Below are 16,232 nucleotides of genomic sequence, written 5' to 3'. Positions count from 1 at the left end.
TGATAAGGTCAAGCGCAATGTTGCGCCTGAACAGGGGCTTTCTGCGCTTACATCTTCGATGCCGGATGTTCCGCCAGCGGGACAAACTGGCCGGTAGCCTCGTCGAGCGCGTCCAGTGAGCCATTTTCGATGTCATACACCCAGCCATGCAGGGTCAGGCGCTTTTGCGTGATGCCCAGCGCTACCGAGGGGTGCGTGCGGATGTTGTTGAGTTGCGCCACGACATTGGCGCGTACCATGCCGTCGATGCGGTCCTGTTCCGTGGCATGCTCGATCGATTCATTGATCATGCGCGCCGCATCCGCGTGCCGCAGCCAGTTCTTGACCGCCGGCATGTGATCGAGACAGGTGCAGGTGGCGATGGCCTTCATCGCGCCGCAATCGGAATGGCCGCAAATGACGATGTCCGTCACATTCAGGGCCGCAACGGCAAATTCGACGGACGCGCTCACGCCGCCCGGTTCCGGGCCAAACGAGGGCACGATGTTGCCCGCGTTGCGAATCACGAACAGTTCGCCAGGTTCGCGCTGCGTCACCAGTTCCGGCACCATGCGGCTGTCGGAACAGGAAATGAACAGGGCCTTGGGCGTCTGTCCCGTGGCCAGTGTCTTGAACAACTCTCGGCGTTCAGGAAAGACTTCCTTCTGGAAACGTAGAAATCCGGCAATGATGTCGCGCATAAATAAAAGAAGAGAGTGGTGTGAGCCCGTATTATCGCCGATGTCAGCGCGGCTGGCTTGCCGGCTGGCCCCTTTGAGGGCCCGTAATGCAGCGGTCGATATGCTCGATCAATTGCAGGAACACGCGTTTATCGGCAATGTGATTCATCGTGTTGCTCATGAAGACGTCGCTGGCGGCCGCTGCCACGGCACTGCGGGCCTGCGCACAGGCGGCATGCAGTTGCGCGCGGTCAAGCTCAGGCAGCGCCGCAGCGATGCCTGCACGCGTGAAATCGAAGGCATCGATGCCGCAGCAGCCGGCGGCGCAATGGGTTTCCAGGCGGCAGATCAGTGGCCATAGTCCCTCCAGGTGCTCGTCGATGCCGACGGCTTGCGCATAGCGCTCCCCGATATCGATGTACTCGATCCATGCGTCTTCGGCAATCTGGATATCGTATTGATGGTCGCGTTCCGTCATGTTTGCTTTCCCGCATGCGCGGTGACTGTCTGATAGAGGCGCCATCGTACCGCAAGCGCGGCGGTAACTGGCACACCATGCAGCAAGACATGAAAAAACCGCCCGAAGGCGGTTTTGCGTGTGCCCTGCGTGGCGGCTTACTTCTTGTCAGGCAAGGCGTATGCCAGCACGTAGTCGCCACGGTCCGGCGACTGGCGTGCGCCGCCGGCGCTGACGACGATGTATTGCTTGCCCGTTTTCGGCGAGACATACGTCATCGGGCCGGACTGGCTGCCCACGGGCAGGCGCTGTTTCCAGATTTCCTTGCCGGTGGCGCTGTCAAAGGCGCGCAGGTAGAAATCCTGCGTGCCGGCAAAGAACAGCAAGCCGGACTGCGTCGACATCGACGCGCCCAGGGTCGGCATGCCGATCGGAATCGGCATTTTCATGCGGATGCCCATCGGACCCGTATCCTGCACCGTGCCGACCGGTACCTGCCACACGAGCTTGCGGGTTTTCAGGTCGATGGCCGACATGGTGCCGAACGGCGGCTTCTGGCAGGGAATGCCCGCTTTCGACAGGAAACGTTCGCGCATGGCGCCGAATGGCGTGCCTTCCTGCGGCACGACGCCCATCTCGATGCCGCTGGCACCCTTCGGAATGGCGGCGCGCGGAATCATGTAGTTGGCCAGGCCCAGGCGCATGTCGTTGACGAACATGTAGTTGGTGGTCGGGTCGACGGAGACGCTGCCCCAGTTCATGCCGCCCAGCGAGCCTGGGAACTGCAGCGAACGGTCGAGGCCTGGCGGCGTGTAGACGCCTTCGTGGCGCATGCCCTTGAATTCGATGCGGCACAGCAACTGGTCAAACACGGTGCCGCCCCACATGTCGGACTCGTGCAAGGTGGCGTTGCCGATCGACGGCATGCCGACGGAAAACGGCTGCGTGGGCGAATAGCGCTCGCCAGGCACCTTGCCTTGCGGTACGGGACGCTCTTCCACGGCCGCGATGGGCTCGCCCGTCACGCGGTTGAGGAGGAAGATTTCGCCTTGTTTCGTCACTTGCGCCAGCGCGGGCAGGGTGCCGCCTTTGCCGTCGGGAATGTCGTACAGCAGCGGCTGGGCCGGCAAGTCGAAGTCCCACAGGTCGTGGTGGGTGGTCTGGAAGGTCCAGCGCACCTTGCCCGTTTTCGCGTTGACGGCAACGATGGACGAGCTGTACTTGTCGTCCAGCGCCGTGCGCGTGCCGCCGAAGAAGTCGGGCGTGGCATTGCCGGTCGGCAGGTAGATGGTGTCCAGCTGGGCGTCGTACGACATGGCCGACCAGACGTTCGGCGTGCCGCGCGTGTAGGTCTGGCCTTGCGGCGGCAGTTTCGTGATGGCAGGGTTGCCCGGGTCCCAGGCCCACGCCAGTTCGCCGCTGCGCACGTCAAACGCGCGCACCACGCCGGGCGGCTCGCCGGTGGAGAAATTGTCGGCCACGCGGCCGCCGACGACGACCAGGTCGCCCGCGATCAGCGGCGTCGATGTTTGCTGGTAGTAGCCGGGCTTGACTTCGCCCATGCCCACCTTCAAGTCGACGGTGCCGTGCTCGCCAAAATCGGCGCAAGGCTCACCGGTACCCGCGTCGAGCGCGATCAGGCGCGCATCGATGGTCGGCAGCAAGATGCGCTTGCGGCAGGCGGCCGGGGCGGCGTCGCTGGGGGCGCTGGCCGGCAGCGGCTGCGCGGCGGGCGCTTCATGGTAGCCCAGGCCGCGGCAGCGCTGCCAGTTTGGCGCGGAACCTTGCGGGTCGTATTTCCAGCGCTCGGCGCCCGTATCGGCGTCCAGCGCCACGACCTTGCCGTAGGCCGTGCAGACGTACAGGGTATCGCCCACTTGCAGCGGCGTGTTCTGGTCTTCCGCGCCAGAACCATTGCTTTGCGGGATGTCGCCCGTGTGCGCCGTCCAGGCCAGTTTCAGCTGGCCGACGTTGCCCTTGTTGATCTGGTCCAGCGCGGCGAAGCGGTTGCCGGCCGTGGTGTTACCCCAGTGCAGCCAGTTTTTCTGCTGCGCGCCGGGGGCGACCGGCGTCACGTTCGCCACGACATCGGCTTCGATGACGGACTTGGGCAGGAAGAAATTGACGCCCGTGATGGCCAGGCAGATGGCGATCAGGCCCGCCAGCGCGAAGGCGCCTTTGCCAGCCGGCACGCCGGTGGTGCGGCGCAAGCCGGGATAGGCGAGGGCTACCAGGCATGCCAGCACGCCGAAGACGAACAGGCGCGACACCAGGGGCCAGAAGTTCCAGCCCGCGTCGATGGGGGCCCAGATCAGGGCAACGATAAAGGCGGCACCGAACAGCAGGGCGCCGGCCGGCTTGCTCCGCCAGACGAGCACGCCCGAGGCGCACGTGGCAATGCCCATCGGCAGGTAAAACCAGCTGCCGCCCAGGTACGCGAGGTACGCTCCGCCGATAGCGAGGAAGAGGCCGGACAAGATGAGCAGCGCGGCTGGCAGGTAGCGCAGCGGCGACGCTGCTTGACCCCGCGTTGCGGGTGTGGATGAACTGGAAGGGTTCACGATGATTCCTTTTATTGTTGACCGGGCGGCCAGGCGCCGCCCGGTGATGCTGAATAACCAAGACTCGGTTCCCCCATTGCGCGAGGGGTGAGCGTCCGCCCGCTGGCGGGATGCTCAGCCCGGGTTTGGCGTGGTGGATTTGCTGTCGAGATTGGCGATGATGCGGCTGAGCATGTCCAGCAAGGCGTGTTCTTCCTCGGCGCTGAAACCGGCGAGGGCTTCGCGGTTGCTGGCATGAATCGCTTCCTTGATCAGGGGCGATTGCTGTAATGCGGCCGGGGTAAGGCCGAACAGGCTGCTGCGTCCATCGCTGGGATCGGGTTGGCGGCTGACCAGGCCGTCACGTTCCATGCGCGCCAGCGTGGCCGCCATGGTCGGCTGCTCGACGGCAGCGGCCACGGTCAGTGCTTTCTGCGTCAGCTGCGCGCCATTTGCCAGTTCGTAAAACACGGGCAACTGGCCCGGCGCCATGCCGATCAGCTTGAGCTTGCGCTCGATGACCCTGGCAAACAGGCGTGCAGCCCGGCTCGTCATGTGGCCTGCGGACTGCTCTTTCTGGAAGTCGATCACGAACATCCCCGGTGAAAAGAATATAGTATGCTATCATAATTTCGATGAACATAGCAGGCTATGCATTTTTCCAGGCGGCCGGAAATGCAAAAACCGCCCGAAGGCGGTTTTTTTGGGTGAAGCCAGTGCTTAAATGAAATAGATCAGCGCGATGATGCCGACCACCAGCGCCACGCGGGTGACCTGGTAGGCCGTCTTGTTCCACGCCTTGAAGCGGCGGCGGTACTGGCCCATGGTCCAGGAAATCTGGAACAGCTTGCTCACGCCGCCCACCTGGTCGCCCAGTTCGTTCGGCGAGGCGGCGGCCGTCATCAGGGTGCGGCCCAGCCAGCGGTTCAAGCCTTGCGCCCAGCGGTAGCGCATCGGACGCTCGATGTCGCAGAACAGGATGATGCGGTCGCTGTCGGCGTCGTTGCGGGCCCAGTGGATATACGTTTCATCGAACATCACGGCCTGGCCGTCGCGCCAGCTGTGGCGCTCGCCATCGACGTCGATGAAGCAGCGGTCGTCGTTTGGCGTCTGCAAGCCCAGGTGGTAGCGCAGGGAGCCGGCGAACGGGTCGCGGTGCGGGTTGAGCTTGCCGCCTTGCGGCAGTTCCGCGAACATGGCCGCCTTGATCGAGGGAATCGATTGCAGCAGCGCATAGGTTTGCGGGCACATCTGTTGCGCCGACGGGTGGTTCGCGTCATACCATTTCAGGTAGAAACGCTTCCAGCCATACTTGAAGAAGGAATTGAAACCCACGTCATTGTTCTTTTCCGCGGCCTTGATCTTTTTCATTTCCTGCATGCGCAGCGCTTCATCGCGGATGATTTGCCAGTTCTGCTGCAGCGGCGCCAGTTCCGGGAATTGATCGACGGAAAGGTATGGCGTGGCCGGCACCTTGGAAAAGGTGTGCATGAACAGGTTCAGCGGCGCCATGAACGAGGAATGATCGAAGATCTGGCGGCGAAACGGCAGGCGCACCTTGCCACGAAAATGAATATGTAAAACGGAAAACACAAAAATGCCCAGCAAGGCCCACTTCATACACAACCTCGTTTTTTAAGAATGGGGCAATTATAACCAGTTAATGCCATCGCCACCCCGGGCCACGGTGAAGGAAAGATGAAGCGGCGCACGGGGGAGCTCTGTCCTACAATGGCTGTTCTCCACACTGATACGAGGTAATAATGGAAATCTGGCACGCACCGCTCGACCTGGCCACCCTCAACGCCGCCAGCGAAGGCACGGCCATGCGCCACCTGGGCATCGAATTCACGGCCTTCGGCCCCGACTGGATCGAAGCGACCATGCCCGTTGACCACCGCACCATGCAGCCATTCAAGCTGCTGCATGGCGGCGCTTCCGTGCTGCTGGCCGAAACCCTGGGCAGCATGGCCGCGAATGCCTGCCTCGATTCCAGCCGGCAGGTGAGCGTGGGCCAGGAAATCAATGCCAACCACGTGCGCGGCGTGCGTGGCGGCCATGTGACGGGGCGCGCCACGCCGATCCACCGGGGTCGCACCAGCCAGGTCTGGGAAATCCGCATCACCGATGATGACGGCAAACTATGCTGCATTTCGCGCATCACCATGGCTGTCATCGATGCCCCGGGCGCGGGCTGATACGTCCCATCTTGACTTGCGTCAAGGCATTAAAAGCGAGCGCGTGGAATCATAAATAACGCTGTTCGCTTATAATTCAGTGTGCTGTTGTAGGGCGTGAGGGTATGTCCCGCGCGCCTGCATTGCCCGAAATTAGAAGCTGACTGCCCAAAAAACGCCAGTTAGAGACCCATCCTGCGCCATGCAGGAACGGCAACACGACGGCGAGCAGATCGCTGGTTTTTAGATAACCAGCAACAATCAACTTTATTACAGGGCAATAACAACAATGATGTCATTCAATCGTTTGACGATAGGCGCGCGCCTGAGCGCAGGCTTCGGGCTGCTGGTGCTACTCATGCTGGTGCTGGCTGCCTTCGCACTGCTGCGCATCGGCGCCATCTCCGGCGCCATGGACGCGCAAGAAAAAGTACAACTGGAAAAACTCGAACCCCTGTACGTGGCGCGCGAAGCGCTCGACCAGACGGGCCTGGCCGCCCGCAACGCGTATATCTTCCATGACCAGGCGGCCGCCGAAAAAGAGCTGGCCATCCTCGACAGCCAGAAGGCGCTGTACCTGGAAGCGCTGGCCCGCCTGGCGCCGCAGTTCGCCGGCGATGCGCAATTCGAGAAGGTCAGCACGGGCCTCAAAACCATGGCGCGGGAATTGCAGCGTCCGCGCCAGTTCCGCGCCACAGGACAGATGGAGCAGTATGGCACCTTCCTCGTCGAGGAGTGCAGCCCTTTGCGGCGCCAGATCGTCGCCGATATCGATACGGTGCTGAAAAACGTGCAGCGCGAATCGGAGCAGGCCAGCGTGGCCGCGCGCGCCATCTACGGCCAGTCGCTGCGCTGGATCGGCGTGCTGGCCGCGCTCAGCGTGCTCATTTGCATTGCGGTCGCCACCGTCATCACGCGCGGCCTGCTGCGCCAGCTGGGCGGCGAACCGGCGTATGCGGCCTCGATTGCCGGGCGCATCGCGCTCGGTGAACTGGCCATCGACGTGCATACGCGCCACGGCGACGACAGCAGCCTGCTGTTTGCCATCAAGACCATGCGCGACAACCTGGCCGCCATCGTCGGCAAGGTGCGCCACGGCACGGAAAGCATCGCCATGGCTTCGACCGAGATCGCTACGGGCAACCGCGATCTGTCGCAGCGCACGGAGCAGCAGGCCGGCTCGCTGGAAGAAGTGGCGTCATCGATGGAGGAACTGATTTCCACCGTGCGCCAGAATGCGGACAACGCCCAGCAGGCGAACCGCCTGGCGCGCGAAGCGTCGAAGGTGTCGGAGCAGGGCGGCAAGGCGGTGGCCGAAGTGGTGCATACGATGGGCCTGATCAATGCCTCGTCGAACAAGATCGTCGACATCATCGGCGTGATCGACAGCATCGCCTTCCAGACGAATATCCTGGCCTTGAACGCGGCAGTGGAAGCGGCGCGCGCCGGCGAGCAGGGACGCGGCTTCGCCGTTGTCGCCACGGAAGTGCGCAGCCTGGCGCAACGCTCTAGCGCCGCCGCGCGCGAAATCAAGGCCTTGATCGACGATTCCGTCAGCAAGGTGGGTACCGGAACCTTGCTCGTCGAGCAGGCCGGCGTCACCATGCACAACGTGGTGGCCGGCATCGGCAGGGTGACGGGCATCATGGCCGAGATCAGCCACGCTACGCAGGAGCAGGGCGCCGGCATCGAGCAAGTCAACCGCGCCATCGTCGACATGGACCGCGTGACCCAGCAAAACGCGGCCCTGGTCGAGCAGGCGGCCGCCGCCGCGCAGGAATTGCAGCAGCAGGCGGCGCAGCTGGAACAGGAAGTGGGCATCTTCAAACTGGCCAAGCCGGCCAACGGACCGCTGCGCCTGGCAGCTTGATGCCGAGAGCGCGGCAGCACGGCGCGCCATGCGCCAATAGTCGTATTCCGCGCTACAATGAGAGCTGGATCAACGCCAGGACTTCTCATGCAAGTGCGCCGCAGCCATGATCTATCCAGCCCGGACGACGACAAACCGGCGCCGCCCGTGCTGCAGCTGGCCCTGGCCGGCCTCGGCTGGGGTTTGCTCACCTGCATGCTGTGCTTTGCCATCCTGTTTATGACCAAATGGCTGTTGCCGCCCGAATACTGGGGCGCACACACGGGCCTGTCCAAGTTCAAGCGCGAAATGTCGCTGCCCCTGCTGGTGTTCTGGGTCGTCATCTATTCACCCATCCTGGAAACCTTCCTTGGCCAGCTGCTGCCGCTGGAAATCCTCCGGCGCCTGGGCGCCAGCCGCCAGCTGAGTATTTTTATCGCCACCATCCTGTGGGCCATCGTGCATTTCATCAGCGGCGGCTTGCTGCATGCCATCGTCGCGCTGGGGTCGGGCGCCATGTTCAGCTTTGTCTATCTGCGCTACCGCGGCCCCAGTGTCGCCGTTGCCTACGCGACAACGACGTTTGCGCGCGCCTGCAACAATATCGCCATCCTGGTGGCCGTGTTCTACGGCCTCGATGCCTAAAGCACCTTCCAAAACCTACTGCGCGTCGGTATAGGCGGCCTGCGATGCTCACCGTACTCTAGTACGGTTACGCTTCTCGACCACCTCTACCTTCCGCTCGCTACGGTTTTGTTAGGCGCTTTTCTTCCTTCCTGAGCAAATACGGCACCAGCGCCGCCAGCGCCACGGCCAGTACCGCCAGGCCGTGCAGCAGCTGGCGGAAGGCGGCGTCATAGCTGGCGCGCAGCAGCGATTCGTGGCCGTCCAGCAGCTGTGTCGCCTGTTGGAGATCGCCGAGCGCGGCGCGGCTGGCGGCCGCCAATAGCGGTAGATCGGCGGGCAGTTGCCGCGCCAGCGCTGCACCGATCAGGCCGGCCAGCACGGCGCCCGCCAGGGCCAGCGCCACGCCATCGGCGCTGACGCGCACGGTATTGAAGATACCCGTCGCCATGCCGGCCCGCTCTGTTTCCACCACGCTCAGGGCCATGCCATCCATCAAGCCCCACGGCAAGCCGATGCCCACGCCGATCAGCAGCAGGGGGCCGGTCAGTTCGCCAGCGTCGCCGCCGCCCAGCACCTGCGCCAGCCAGGCCAGGCCCGCCGCGGCCAGCAGCAATCCCGCTGCGCACAGGGCGCCGGTCCCCACCCAGCGCGACAGCAGCGCCGCCAGCATGGGCACGAGCAGCAATGGCGCGGCCAGGGCGATCATCAAACGGCCTGCGGCCAGCGCGGACATGCTGTCGATGCCGATGAAGCGCCCCGGCAGCATGACGATCAGCACGATGAACAGGAAGGCGGGCGAAGCGGCCAGCACTTGCACGGCGACAAAGCGACGCTGGCGGAACAGCGACAAATCCAGCATGGGCCGCGCCGTCCTGCGCTCGATCGCGCCAAAGGCGAGAAACAGCAGCATGGACGAGGCGACGGACAGCAGCACGGCGCCGTTGCGCCAGCCGTGTTCGGGCGCCAGCAGCATGCCCAGGGTCAACAGGCCCAGCGCGGCAGTGAAGCTGAGGGCGCCGGGCCAGTCCAGCCGGCCCTTGCCGCGCGCCGGATCGGCCGGCACGCTGCTCCATACCAGCAGCATGCCGATGGCGCCCAGCGCGGCCGTGGCATAAAAGATGGCGGGCCAGCGGGCCAGTGCCAGCATGGCGCCGGCCGCCAGCGGACCGAAGGCCAGGCCCAGGCCGAATGTCGTGCCCAGCACGCTCATCACGCGGCTGCGCGCCGCGCCGTGGAACAGGGGCGCCAGCGAAGACATGGCGGCGGCGAATGCGGCCGCGCCGCCCAGGCCTTGCACGAAGCGCAGCGCGGCGATCCATGCCACCGATGGCGCGTGGGCAATGGCCAGGGTCGCCACGCAAAACAGCGCCAGCCCCGCCAGCCAGACGCGGCGCCGTCCCAGCACGTCCGTCAGGCTGCCGGCCACCATCATGGCGCTGCCATAGCTGAGGATATACGCATTGATGACCCAGTTCAGGGCGGCAGCGCTGCCGTGCAATTCGGCGCCGAGGGCGGGCAAGGCCACGGCCGGACCCGTGAAACACAGGGGAATCAGCAAGCCCGTCAGGCAAGCGGCCAGCACTTGCAGGGGGAGTGAAAGACGTGAGGAATGGGGCATGGGCGTCGGATAGGAAAGAAGGAGGAGCGAGTATGGCGCGCCCGTCATTGAAGAAAAATGGGCTAAACTGATCAACATATCGGACACAAATGTCTTGAATGGGGAATGAATGGATAGCTTGGGCGGCATCGCCATGTTCGTGCAGGTGGCCGACAGCGGCAGTTTTTCAGCCACGGGCCGGCTGCTGGGGCTATCTTCGTCGGCGGTCGGCAAGAGCGTGGCGCGCATGGAGGCGCGGCTGGGTGCGCGCCTGTTCCAGCGCAGCACGCGGCACCTGGCATTGACGGCGGAAGGGGAGAAATTCCTGCAGCGCTGCAAGCGCATCCTGGCCGAAGTGGAAGCGGCCGAGCGCGAGCTGGGCGAATCGGGCGGCGCGCCGAGCGGCCGCCTTCGCATCAGCCTGCCACGCTACAGCGGCCTGTTCGAGCCGGCCATCGGCGCCTTCATGCAAGCCTATCCGGCCATCGACCTCGACCTCGATTTTTCCGACGCCATGGCCAACATCGTCAGCGACGGTTTTGACGCGGCCGTGCGCACGGGCGAGCTGGCCGATTCGGGCTTGATGCGGCGCAAACTGTGTACATTCCGCCGCCTGCTGGTGGCGTCGCCCGCCTACCTGGCGCGCCATGGCCGGCCCGCCGATGGCGCCGGGCTGCTGCGGCACGCGCGCCTGGACTACCGCTTTCCCGCCACGGGCCGCCTGGAACAGTGGCCGCTGATGGACGAGGCAAGCCAGCCGGCGCCCGGCATGGTCTGCAACAGCCTGGAAATGCGCATCTTCCTGGCCGTGCAGGGGCAGGGCATCGCCTACCTGCCCGCATTTGCCGTGCAGCGCGAACTGGCGGCGGGGCAATTGGTCTCGCTGCTGGACGAGCATACGCAGGCGCGCACGGCATTCTGGCTGCTGTGGCCGGCCAGCCGCCACCTGCCGCCGCGCTTGCGCGTCTTCATCGATTTCCTGGTGGAGCAGTTACAGGATCAAACTTTTGGAGCTTTGCCATGACGCAGGATGTTTCCCTGACGCCCTTGCAGTTGCATGTGGCTGGCGCCACCGTGCGCCACGCGCATCCGTTTCCCATGCCGCAGCTGACCCCGCAGGAACCGCTGACGGCGGCCCTGCGCGACGGTTGGGTACGGCCATTGTATATGGGCTTGCACCAGCCCCAGGCGCAGGCGTGCCTGGCCCGGCTGGCGCAGGCCGACGATACCGTCATCGCCCGCCTGCTGGGGCAATTCGACTGGCGCAGCCGCACGGCGGGCGCCTATCTGGCCGCATTGATGCATCGTCCCGGCTTCACGGACCAGCTGGGCGGCCTGCTGCTGGCCAGTGAAGTCTGCTACGCGGGCAGCGCGTATTGTCTGGCGCTGGCCGCCTTCGACACGCCCGGCAGCCGCGACTATCTGCACCGCTATCTTGAACATTATTTGCGCCAGCCGCAGCTGCACTTTGATCAGGAGCAAGCCATGGCGGCCATTGCCTACCTGGATGGCCAGCAGGGCCGGGATGAGGCGGCGCGCCATGCGCCAGCCTGGGCCGATTTTGCCGCCAGCCGGCCGGGCCTGGCGCTGGATGAAGCGCTCGCCGCATGGACTGGCCGCATGGCCACCTTGCGCGCCTTGCAGGCCGCAGCACCTGGCAAATAGGCGCGATCCCCCTCAAACTTCGGCGCCGTTGGTATTGTTGGCGGCCTACTGCGCGCTTTCCATGGATTCGACGGTGTCGAAAAGATGCGCCAGCGCACCTTCCATGGCGCCGGCCGTTGCGTCGCCGCTCTGGTTGGTGATGATGAAGACCCCAAGCTGGTATTTTGGAATGACGTAGGCGTAGCTTTGCGCACGCGGCACGCCGCCATGGTGTACATAATGCGTGCCCAACTGGCGATTGCTGCCGATATTCCAGAAATAGCCAATGCTGAAGTCGTCCTGAAAGCGTACCAGCGGCTTGTGCGATTCGACGACCGCGGGATCGGCACCCAATTGCAGGCGCAGGTATTTCGTCATATCCGGCATGCTCGACTTCAGGTTGCCGGCTGCGCCCCAAGGCAGTTGCGGCATCGGTGTCGTCATGACCGGATTGTCGCTGTGGTAGCCGGGTGCCAGCCGGCCGGCATCCGTGGCTGTGAGTCTCAGCCTGGTATCGTGCATGCCGGCTGCGCGCGCGACGAATTGCGTGAGCAGGACTTCGTAGGGTAGTCCGTAGATTGTTTCAAGCGTGTGCGCAATGAGTTCGGTACCGGCGCTTGAATAGGCGTAGTCCTTGCCAAGCGGACCCTGGATGCTGACCGTGTGCAAGTCCTGCCAGAATTGCTGCTGGCCGTAGCTGGCGTAGGCTGCATTGAGCTTTGCCGGCGTGGCGTGTGCGGTGAAATCCTTCAATATGGTGTCCACCTGCAATGGCAGCATGCCCGGCATGGTGCTGGTGTGCGTGATCAAATGGCGCAAGCGAACTGGCTGTCCCTGTGACTGCAGGTTCGGGTAGGCGGCCGGCAGGTACTTTTGTATGGGATCGTCGAGCGCCGCCTTCCCATCCAGCACAGCGTTCGCCAGCAGCAGGCCAGCAAAAGTCTTGCTGATTGAGCCGATTTCATACAGCGTTGCATCGTTCGGCGGATTGCCTTTGCCGGTCTCCAGCTCGCCTTGATGCAGAATGAATTCCTTGCCCCGATAAACGACGGCAATCGAGGTCGCGTGCAGGAATTTTGACTGCAGCAGGGTGGTCGCGGTCTGGCGCATGGCCGCAGGAATGTCATGCGCAGGTGCCGTGGCTGCGGGCTTGCAAGCTGCCAGCACGAGTGTCATTACAGTGATGCTTGCGGTGAGTTTGCTTATCATGCGCACCATCCATCCAAGGGGGGAGGGGCATTCTCGCACAATGGGTGCAGCAGTGAAAGAAATTGTGCTGCCCTGCGCCAGCCGCGCGCTTTTTTCCTCCTTTCCGCCACTCCGCCATTCCGCTTTTCCTTTTCTTTCCTCCATGCAGTGTGACATTTGCATGACAAACAACAGTGCTCCGTCCCCTTGAACGTCAGTAGGGGGTGCATGCGTGGCGACCACCAACCGCGCGCCGTCCATGCACCGAAAGTGCCGGACCGTTGAAGGTGCATGCTGAACTGCAAGTGGATGCGGCCGGGACTTTTGCCTTGCATGTCAGCTTGCGCCGACATATTCAATCTTGGTTTTGACGTTTAACGACAGGAAACTGCAACATGACTGAAAAATTTGCATCGCAAACTTCCACCTCCGCTGACGATGGCATTTCCGCCATCGAGGCATACCTGAACAGTGCCGCCGCCGTAGCGCTGCAGCGCTTCACCGGCACGCCGGATGCCGATGTGCTCAACGGTACCACGGGCGCCGACGTGCTCGAAGGCCTGGCCGGCGACGATACGTATTATGTCAACGACAGCGGCGACGTGATCGTCGAGCTAGCCAATGGCGGCACCGATACCGTGTATACCAGCGTCAACTACACGGTGGCCGACAACGTCGAGAACGTGCGCCTCGCCGCCAGCGGTCTGACGGTGACGGGGAGCGCCAACACCAACAATATCTTTCATGTCAGCGTGGCCGGCGGCAATGTGCTCGACGGTGGCGGCACGGGCAACTCGGTCAATTACCTTGGCTCCAGCGCGGGCGTGACGGCCACCCTGTCCGGGGCGAGTGGTCCGGTGGCGGCAGCGCCGGGCAGCGATGTGCTGGTCAATTTCGCCAGCATCGTGGGCAGCAAGTTCGACGACGTCCTGACCGGCAATGAACTCAAGAACCTCCTGGTTGGCGGCATCGGCAACGACACCTTGCGGGGTGGCAAGGGCGATGATACGCTGCTCGGCGCGGTGGGCGACGACACCTATATTTTTGCCCGCGGTGACGGCGCCGATATCATCGTCGAGGTGGTCGAGGGCGGCGGCCACAATGTCGTTTCCTTCCTGGCCGGCGTCAGCGCCGACCAGCTGTGGTTCCGCCAGGTGGGCGTGAACCTGGAAGTGAGCACCATCGGCACGACCGACAAGATCACCATCAATGGCTGGTTCAGCGCGGGCATCGTACCCCGCATCCAGGAATTCCGTACGGCTGACGGCCGCGTGCTGCTGGGCAGCGACGTGCAAAACCTGGTGCAGGCGATGGCGGGCCTGGTGCCGCCGCCGGCCGGCCAGCTGACCCTGCCGCCGAACATCGCCGGCATCCTGGCCCCGGCACTGGCGCAGAACTGGCGCACCGAGGGAGCAGGCACGGTGAACCCTGACATCATCAAGGGCACGGCGGGCGCCGACGTGATGGCCGGCGGGGCCGGAGACGACATTTATTACGTCAACCATGGCAACGACGTGGTGATTGAACAGCCTGGCGGCGGCCGCGACACCGTCTACACGACGGTCAGCTACACCATGGGCGCCAACGTCGAAGAGCTGCACTTGAGTGCGGCCGGCCTGGGCGTAAGGGGCAACGGCAGCGGCAATGTCTTCCACATCGATGTGGCCGGCGGTCACCTGGTGCAAGGCATCGGCAGCAATAATTCAGCCACCTATGCGGGTTCCAGGGCGGGCGCCACGGCGGCCATCGCCTCCATCAGCGGCACCCCCGTGGCGCGTCCGGGCAGCGATGTGCTGGTCAATATTTCCAGCGTGACTGGCAGCGCCTATGACGACGTGTTGTCGGGCAACGAACTGGCCAACACCCTGTCCGGCGGCCTCGGTAACGATACCTTGCAAGGCGGCAAGGGCGACGACTTCCTCGTCGGCGGGCTGGGTGACGATACCTATGTCTTTGCGCGTGGCGACGGCGCGGACATCATCGGCGAGCCTTCCGCCGATGCGAAATACGACAGCATCGCCTTCCTGGCCGGTGTCAATATCGACCAGCTGTGGTTCCGCCAGGTGGGCGCGGACCTGGAAGTGAGCACCATCGGCACCACGGACAAGATCACCATCCGCGGCTGGAGCATTGCCAAGCCGAACATCGAGGAATTCCGCACGGCCGCCGGCCACGTCATGCGCGGTGCCGACGTGCAGCTGCTGGTGCAGGCAATGGCGGGATTGACGCCGCCGCCGCTGGGCCAGCTGACCCTGCCGGCCGGCACGGCTGCCGCCCTGGCGCCCGTGCTGGCCCAGGCCTGGCACTTCAACGGTCCCACGCAGCCCACGGGGCAGCACTTTGTCGGCACGGCGGGCGCCGACGTCATCAACGGCAGCGCCGGCGCCGACTTGCTGGAAGGCCTGGGCGGCGACGACACCTATTACGTCAACCACGGGGGCGATTTCATCGTCGAGCGGGGCAACGGCGGCAGCGATACGGTGTACACCAGCGTCGACTACAAGGTGGCCGACAACGTCGAGAATGTGCGCCTCATCGGCTCGGGCCTGACGGTCACGGGCAGCGCCTACAACAACAATGTCTTTTATGTCGATACGCCTGGCGGCAACGTGCTCGACGGCGGCGGGACCGGCAACACGCTCAACTACGCCAGCGCCACGGCAGGCGTGACGGCCACCTTCGCACCGGTCGGCGGCCCCATGATTGGGCGTCCGGGCGCCGACGTGCTGGCCAATTTCAACATTGTCATCGGCAGCAAGTTCGATGACGTGCTGACCGGCAATGAGGTCAAGAATATCCTCTTCGGTGGCCTCGGCAACGACACGTTCCATGGCGGCAAGGGCGACGATACCCTGGCTGGCGCGCAGGGCAACGATACTTATCTCTTCGGCCGCGGCGACGGCGCCGACATCATCGCCGAGGGCGTGGAAGCGGGCAGCCACGATGTCGTTTCCTTCCTGGCCGGCGTCAGCGCTGACCAGCTGTGGTTCCGCCAGGCGGGCGCGCACCTGGAAGTGAGCACCATCGGCACCACGGACAAGATCACCGTCAATAACTGGTACGCGGACATGCCCGTGCGCATCGAGGAATTCCGCATGGCCGATGGCAAGGTCTTGCTGGGCAGCGATGTGCAAAACCTCGTGCAGGCGATGGCGGGCTTGACGCCGCCACCAGCGGGCCAGCTGACCTTGCCGGCCGGTACGGCCGCCATCCTGGCACCGGTGCTGGCGCAGAACTGGCGCGCAGCGCCACCAGCGGCTGGCGCCAGCCAGGGCGGCTTCGGCGGTTGGCAAGCGGATCCGGCGCAGCTGGTGCAAGCGATGGCCGGCTTTGCCGTGCCGGCGGCCGCATCGGCGCCCTGGTCGGCGCAAGGCGCTGCGTCGGCGCAGATCCAGCTGGCGGCAGCGCATTGATCGCCCGCGTTGTTAGCTAGTTAGCCTTATCATCACGCAGCCGGGCCGGGGTGACCCGCCACGGCCTGGCTGCGCCATTGA

Annotated in this window: 13 protein-coding genes; 6 read left to right on the top strand and 7 right to left on the bottom strand. The window is 64.2% G+C overall.

Features of this window, described 5'->3' with window-relative positions; all coding sequences use genetic code 11:
- Nucleotides 1-47: 47 nt before the first annotated feature.
- The 5 genes from IGS58_RS13540 to lpxO all read right to left on the bottom strand — a co-directional run bounded on the left by IGS58_RS13540 (nucleotide 48) and on the right by lpxO (nucleotide 5,276).
- A complete protein-coding gene (locus IGS58_RS13540) occupies nucleotides 48-680 on the bottom strand; it encodes a carbonic anhydrase (protein ID WP_034787358.1) in 633 nt (210 codons plus the stop codon).
- Nucleotides 681-723: 43 nt separating this feature from the next.
- Complete coding sequence (locus tag IGS58_RS13535) at nucleotides 724-1,137, bottom strand: DUF6331 family protein (protein WP_230521707.1); 414 nt, start codon at nucleotides 1,135-1,137, stop codon at nucleotides 724-726.
- 137 nt (nucleotides 1,138-1,274) lie between these two features.
- Nucleotides 1,275-3,623, bottom strand: a complete 2,349-nt coding sequence (locus tag IGS58_RS13530; RefSeq protein WP_230522231.1) for a glucose/quinate/shikimate family membrane-bound PQQ-dependent dehydrogenase — start codon at nucleotides 3,621-3,623, stop codon at nucleotides 1,275-1,277.
- 168 nt (nucleotides 3,624-3,791) lie between these two features.
- The gene (locus tag IGS58_RS13525) at nucleotides 3,792-4,211 is read right to left on the bottom strand and encodes a MarR family winged helix-turn-helix transcriptional regulator (protein WP_205412602.1); all 420 of its coding nucleotides are present in this window, start codon (nucleotides 4,209-4,211) and stop codon (nucleotides 3,792-3,794) included.
- A 165-nt stretch (nucleotides 4,212-4,376) separates the two neighbouring features.
- Nucleotides 4,377-5,276, bottom strand: a complete 900-nt coding sequence (gene lpxO, locus IGS58_RS13520; RefSeq protein WP_034787360.1) for a lipid A hydroxylase LpxO — start codon at nucleotides 5,274-5,276, stop codon at nucleotides 4,377-4,379.
- 143 nt (nucleotides 5,277-5,419) lie between these two features.
- On the opposite strand from lpxO, the gene IGS58_RS13515 reads away from it, so the two are divergent.
- The 3 genes from IGS58_RS13515 to IGS58_RS13505 all read left to right on the top strand — a co-directional run bounded on the left by IGS58_RS13515 (nucleotide 5,420) and on the right by IGS58_RS13505 (nucleotide 8,327).
- Complete coding sequence (locus IGS58_RS13515) at nucleotides 5,420-5,854, top strand: hotdog fold thioesterase (RefSeq protein ID WP_230521706.1); 435 nt, start codon at nucleotides 5,420-5,422, stop codon at nucleotides 5,852-5,854.
- A 268-nt stretch (nucleotides 5,855-6,122) separates the two neighbouring features.
- Nucleotides 6,123-7,703, top strand: a complete 1,581-nt coding sequence (locus tag IGS58_RS13510; RefSeq protein ID WP_230521705.1) for a methyl-accepting chemotaxis protein — start codon at nucleotides 6,123-6,125, stop codon at nucleotides 7,701-7,703.
- Between the two features lie 87 nt (nucleotides 7,704-7,790).
- Nucleotides 7,791-8,327 carry a CPBP family glutamic-type intramembrane protease gene (locus IGS58_RS13505; RefSeq protein WP_230521704.1) on the top strand — a complete coding sequence of 179 codons (537 nt, stop codon included), beginning with the start codon at nucleotides 7,791-7,793 and terminating at the stop codon, nucleotides 8,325-8,327.
- Between the two features lie 100 nt (nucleotides 8,328-8,427).
- Here IGS58_RS13505 and IGS58_RS13500 read toward each other — a convergent pair whose 3' ends face one another.
- Complete coding sequence (locus IGS58_RS13500) at nucleotides 8,428-9,927, bottom strand: MFS transporter (RefSeq protein ID WP_230521703.1); 1,500 nt, start codon at nucleotides 9,925-9,927, stop codon at nucleotides 8,428-8,430.
- Nucleotides 9,928-10,036: 109 nt separating this feature from the next.
- Between IGS58_RS13500 and IGS58_RS13495 the strand changes: the two genes are divergently transcribed.
- Complete coding sequence (locus IGS58_RS13495; RefSeq protein WP_230521702.1) at nucleotides 10,037-10,930, top strand: LysR family transcriptional regulator; 894 nt, start codon at nucleotides 10,037-10,039, stop codon at nucleotides 10,928-10,930.
- Nucleotides 10,927-11,571 (top strand): DUF6000 family protein, encoded by a 645-nt coding sequence (locus IGS58_RS13490; protein WP_230521701.1) that lies wholly within the window; start codon nucleotides 10,927-10,929, stop codon nucleotides 11,569-11,571. Before IGS58_RS13495 ends, IGS58_RS13490 begins: the two co-directional genes overlap by 4 nt.
- 45 nt (nucleotides 11,572-11,616) lie before the next feature.
- Here IGS58_RS13490 and IGS58_RS13485 read toward each other — a convergent pair whose 3' ends face one another.
- Nucleotides 11,617-12,921, bottom strand: coding sequence for a serine hydrolase domain-containing protein (locus tag IGS58_RS13485; RefSeq protein WP_230522230.1), 1,305 nt, complete (start codon nucleotides 12,919-12,921; stop codon nucleotides 11,617-11,619).
- 212 nt (nucleotides 12,922-13,133) lie between these two features.
- On the opposite strand from IGS58_RS13485, the gene IGS58_RS13480 reads away from it, so the two are divergent.
- The gene (locus IGS58_RS13480) at nucleotides 13,134-16,151 is read left to right on the top strand and encodes a calcium-binding protein (RefSeq protein WP_230521700.1); all 3,018 of its coding nucleotides are present in this window, start codon (nucleotides 13,134-13,136) and stop codon (nucleotides 16,149-16,151) included.
- The last annotated feature ends 81 nt before the right edge of the window (nucleotides 16,152-16,232 follow it).

The organism is Janthinobacterium sp. EB271-G4-7A (assembly GCF_020858075.1).
Classification (GTDB): Bacteria; Pseudomonadota; Gammaproteobacteria; order Burkholderiales; family Burkholderiaceae_D; genus Janthinobacterium; species Janthinobacterium lividum.
The sequence above is the reverse complement of the archived record's forward strand: the minus strand, read 5'-3'. Positions and strand labels throughout refer to the sequence as shown.